The sequence below is a fragment of the Methanogenium sp. MK-MG genome, from assembly GCF_009914725.1.
In the GTDB taxonomy this organism is placed as follows: Archaea; Halobacteriota; Methanomicrobia; order Methanomicrobiales; family Methanomicrobiaceae; genus Methanogenium.
This window is the reverse complement of sequence record NZ_JAAAWJ010000120.1, coordinates 1-4,007: the sequence shown is the minus strand read 5'-3', so window position 1 is coordinate 4,007 and position 4,007 is coordinate 1. Positions and strand designations below refer to the sequence as shown.

Sequence of the window (4,007 nt, the reverse complement as noted above, 5' to 3'; positions counted from 1 at the left end):
CGAGTTGGAAAGATAATGGATGAAATTGTAAAGTGCTTAACTTTTAGGCAAAACTCGTAGGAAAGTGGTGAAAAAAACAGGGATTTTTAAAGTACTGGAGTAAACTCAGGAGAACCAACTTTTGATAATCCCTGCAAAAAATTGTATCTGGTGGCTTCAAAGAGAGACGGCCCCGGTCACATCCGGGGCGAGACGGCTGTGGATAAACCATCTGAAACAACAGCACGAACAGCTCTTAATTATGAAACAGTGCTGTCAGGAGATCCGTTCCTGAATAAAATAACCCGAATCTCTCAGACAGGATGAAACAAAAGAAAAAGTATGGGCCCGCTGAGATTCGAACTCAGGACCTCCGCCATGTCAAGGCGACGTCATAACCAGCTAGACCACGAGCCCTTGTGCCTACATTCCTTGGTTTCCGGATTATAAAAATGATTGGTTTTGTTTCCGGCATCTGCGGTTTTCCGTGGGCCTGATGCCGGTTTCCCAATCATATTTCAGATATGTGCATAGCGTGCGGTGGAGACGCCGTCAATTTTGACGATCTCTTCCATCGCTTCCTGTGGGACTGTCGCATCCACGTTCAGGACCATGATGGCCTCCTGTCCGGGTTTGTTACGGCCGACCTGCATGCCTGCGATATTGACATCATACTGCCCGATGATGGTTGCAAACTGGCCGATGACACCTGGTACGTCACGGTGGCGTGATATGACCACGTCGCCGCCCGGCGTCATGTCGGTCATGTACTCGCCGATGGCAACGATGCGGATCTTCTCTGCCGATGAGACATTGCCGGAGACTGACTCCTGCATCGTGTCGGTCTTCAGCGTGATGGTCATGATGTTGGTGAATCCCTTTGACTCGGTGGTGATGCTCTCGCTGATGCGGATGCCGCGTTCCTTTGCGGCAAATTCGGCGTTCACGATGTTGACCGGTTCCTGCAGAATCGGGTCAAGCATGCCCTTGAGTGCGAAGCGGGTGATGTACTTGGTATTCCGGCCGAAATCTGCCGCCTTACCGCCGTACTCGATCTCGACAGACTCGAGTCTGCCGTCGATGAGCTGAATTAGGAGTTTACCCATCTTCTGTGCCAGCTGTGCATACGGCTCGATTCTCGCCTGCTGGTCGAGAGGTACCATCGGCGCGTTCACAACAAAGCGTGCCGAGCCGCCCTCAAGCACATCAATGCACTGCTTTGCAACCGAAACTGCCACATTCTGCTGTGCCTCGACCGTGGAGGCGCCGAGGTGCGGGGTGGTGACGACCTGCGGGAGTGCGACAATCCGCTGGCCTTCCGGCGGTTCGTTCTCGTAGACATCGAGCGCTGCGCCTGCAACCTTTCCTGCTTCGATGGCATCAGCGAGTGCCTCTTCATCAATGATGCCGCCGCGGGCACAGTTGACGATGCGCACGCCGGTCTTCATCTGCGCGATCGTATCTTTATTGATGAGGTGGCGCGTCTCTTTTACCAGCGGTGTGTGGACCGTGATGAAGTCTGCCTGGGGGAAGAGTTCGTCCAGGGTGCAGACCTCGACACCAAGCTCCTTGGCGCGTTCCCGGTTGATGTACGGGTCGTAGGCGACACAGCGCATCTCAAGGGCATTTGCCCGCTTTGCAAGTTCCTGCCCGATTCTTCCGAATCCGACAATGCCAAGCACCTTGTTGTTGAGTTCGACGCCCATGAACTGCGAACGTTTCCACTCGCCTGCCTTGACAGATGCGGTCGCCTGCGGTATATTGCGCGAGAGCGACATCATCATGGCAAGCGTGTGTTCACATGCGGCAAGGGTGTTGCCGGAGGGTGCGTTTGCGACGATGATGCCCTTCTCGGTTGCTGCATCAAGATTGATATTGTCGACACCTGCGCCGGCCCGTCCGATGAACTTCAGCTTCTCTGCTGCTGCAAGCACTTCGGCGGTGACCTGTGTCCCGCTGCGCACAAGCAGTCCGTCATACGTCCCGATGATCTCAATCAGTTCTTCTTCGGTGAGGCCCGTCTTCACATCGACGTTGCAATATTCACGAAGTATATCAACGCCTTCGTCTGCCAGCGTGTCACTGACCAGTACTGTAAAATCCATCACTATTGTTCCCTGTTACTTGTTATTCTTTGCTGATATTCATGGTTTTCCCGCATCTTCCCGGTGTTCAGAGGGAGGTGGCATATGATCCGCGTTGACAGGAGAAAACACGCACTACATTGATGCACTTTGGTATGATGTCGGGGACATTAGTCGTTAACTTGAATATCTTTCCGGGGGGACACATATTAATCATCGTGGTAGTTCACCACAGTGGTAGCAAAAAGATTCAGGTGACCCATGAGCATGACAAAAGTCCCCAATATTCTGTGGCTAGCTGAAATTCGGAAAGAGGATCTCCCTTCCGTCGGTGGAAAGGGTGCATCTCTTGGAGAAATGACCTCCGTTGGTCTGCCGGTGCCAAACGCATTTGTAGTGACCGCACAGGCATTCCGCTGGTATATCGAGGATGCGAAGATTGACACAGAGATATTCTCACTCCTCTCCGGTCTCGACGTCGAAAATTCGGATCTCCTGGAGAAGACGGCAGCAGATGTGAAAGGCATCGTCATGAAGACGCCGGTGCCGGACGAAATCAGAGAAGATATCATCCGTTCATACGTGAAGATGGGAGATGATGTAGTGGTTGCCGTCCGTTCCAGTGCAACGGCAGAAGACCTTCCTGACGCCAGTTTTGCCGGCCAGCAGGATACCTACCTGAACATTAAGGGTGCAGACGCCCTCGTTGAGGCGGTCCAGATGTGCTGGGCATCCCTCTACGGGGCGCGGGCTATCTACTACCGTGCCAAACAGGGATTTGACGATTCTATCGTAGACATCGCTGTGGTTGTGCAGATATTGATCCGTTCCGAGAAGGCGGGTGTGCTCTTCTCGTCCCATCCTGTCACCGGTGAACCGACCTCTATCATCGAAGGTTCATGGGGTCTGGGAGAGGCGGTCGTCTCCGGAATGGTCTCACCTGATAACTATGTATTTGACCAGCGGTCCCGGCGGGTTGTCGACCGTTATATTGCGACCAAGAAGGTTGAAATCCTGCCTGACGGGGAACACGGGACAAAGGAAGTGCCTGTCTCCCCGGAGCGGCAGGACGCACCGGTGCTCTCGGATGACGAGATTGTGGCTCTGGCAAAGTATGGACGGGTGTCTGAATTACATTACGGCGTCCCGCAGGATTTGGAGTGGAGCATTGTCGGCGACACCATCTATATCCTCCAGTCACGGCCCATCACCACGATTGCCGGGAACGCCGGGGACACCGGCAGAGTACAGGAAACCGGGAGCAGTGGTGATATTCTGCTTGAGGGCCAGGGTGCATCACCGGGGATTGCCACCGGGCGCGTCGTCATTGTCACTACGGTAAAAGACCTTGGCCGGATAAACGACGGTGACATCATGGTCGCAAAGATGACCAACCCTGACATGGTGCCCGGTATGCGCAAGGTGAGTGCTATCGTCACCGACGAAGGCGGCATGACCTGTCACGCGGCGATTGTCTCCCGTGAACTTGGCACCGCCGCAGTCGTCGGGACAAAGAATGCCACCCATGTCCTCAAAGAAGGGGACATTGTAACAGTAGACGGCGATAAAGGTCTCGTCTTTGAGGGCGCTGTCGCTCCCGCAGAGGAGGACGCCCCCGCCGTTGCCGTGGCCGCTGCGGCACCCATCATCACCGCAACCTCCATCAAGGTGAATGTCTCCCTTCCCGAGGCTGCCGCACGTGCGGCCGCCACCGGGGCAGACGGTGTGGGTCTGCTGAGAGTTGAACATATGATCCTGGGCCTCGGCAAGACACCCGGATGGTACATCCGCAACAACAAGGAAGAGGAGTTTGTCACTGAGCTCTACAATGGCATCAAGGTGGTCTTAGACGCATTCCCCGGCAAACCGGTATGGGTCAGGACCCTGGACGCTCCGACAGACGAGTTCAGGAACATGCAGGGTGGAGAGGATGAACCCGAAGAG

2 protein-coding genes and 1 tRNA gene are annotated in these 4,007 nt (G+C 54.7%); 1 reads left to right on the top strand and 2 read right to left on the bottom strand.

What is annotated here, in order from left to right:
* Positions 1-322 precede the first annotated feature (322 nt).
* Positions 323-396 (bottom strand) — tRNA-Val (locus tag MKMG_RS10955).
* 101 nt (positions 397-497) lie between these two features.
* Positions 498-2,084, bottom strand: coding sequence for a phosphoglycerate dehydrogenase (gene serA / locus MKMG_RS10950; protein ID WP_165077951.1), 1,587 nt, complete (start codon positions 2,082-2,084; stop codon positions 498-500).
* Positions 2,085-2,330: 246 nt separating this feature from the next.
* Between serA and ppsA the strand changes: the two genes are divergently transcribed.
* Positions 2,331-4,007: phosphoenolpyruvate synthase (gene ppsA, locus MKMG_RS10945; RefSeq protein WP_165077950.1), on the top strand; the 1,677-nt coding region annotated here is incomplete at its 3' end.